At 67.5% G+C, this 419-nt stretch carries 1 protein-coding gene; it reads left to right on the top strand.

Features of this window, described 5'->3' with window-relative positions; all coding sequences use genetic code 11:
- The coding region (locus I6F37_RS41745) for a HEAT repeat domain-containing protein (RefSeq protein ID WP_225154633.1) at positions 1-419 on the top strand (419 nt) is incomplete at both ends.

The following is a 419-nucleotide window of genomic DNA, read 5'->3' as shown; positions in this document are numbered from 1 at the left end:
TGGCCGGCGGGACCGAAGAGGAACGCGACAACGAAACCTGGGTGCCGCTCTTCAATGCCTACCCCTACGGACCCCTGCCGGACGAAACCGGCAAACCCGTCTTCGCCAAGCTGGTCGATCTCGTCGAGGTGGAAACCGACCGCGAGGTACGCACCCTTATCCAACCGGTGCTCACCGCCATGGACCTGCATAGCCCTGACAAGTCCAAGCGCCGCGCCGCCGCGCTCTCCGTGGGCGAATCCGGGGATCCGGAACAGGCCGCCCTGCTGCGCGCTTCGCTGGATACCGAGAAGGACAAATCCGTGCGCCATCTGCTGCGCGAGGCCCTGGCCCGCCTGGAGCTGAACTCGCCGGACGCGGCCGTGCGCGCCGCCGCCGCCGCCAAGCTCGGCGAAATCCATTCCGTGAACGTACTGCCC

It is taken from the genome of Bradyrhizobium sp. NBAIM08 (assembly GCF_020193935.1).
GTDB classification, from domain to species: Bacteria; Pseudomonadota; Alphaproteobacteria; order Rhizobiales; family Xanthobacteraceae; genus Bradyrhizobium; species Bradyrhizobium yuanmingense.
Note: the sequence above shows the minus strand (reverse complement) of the source record. Positions and strands in the feature narration are given on the sequence as shown.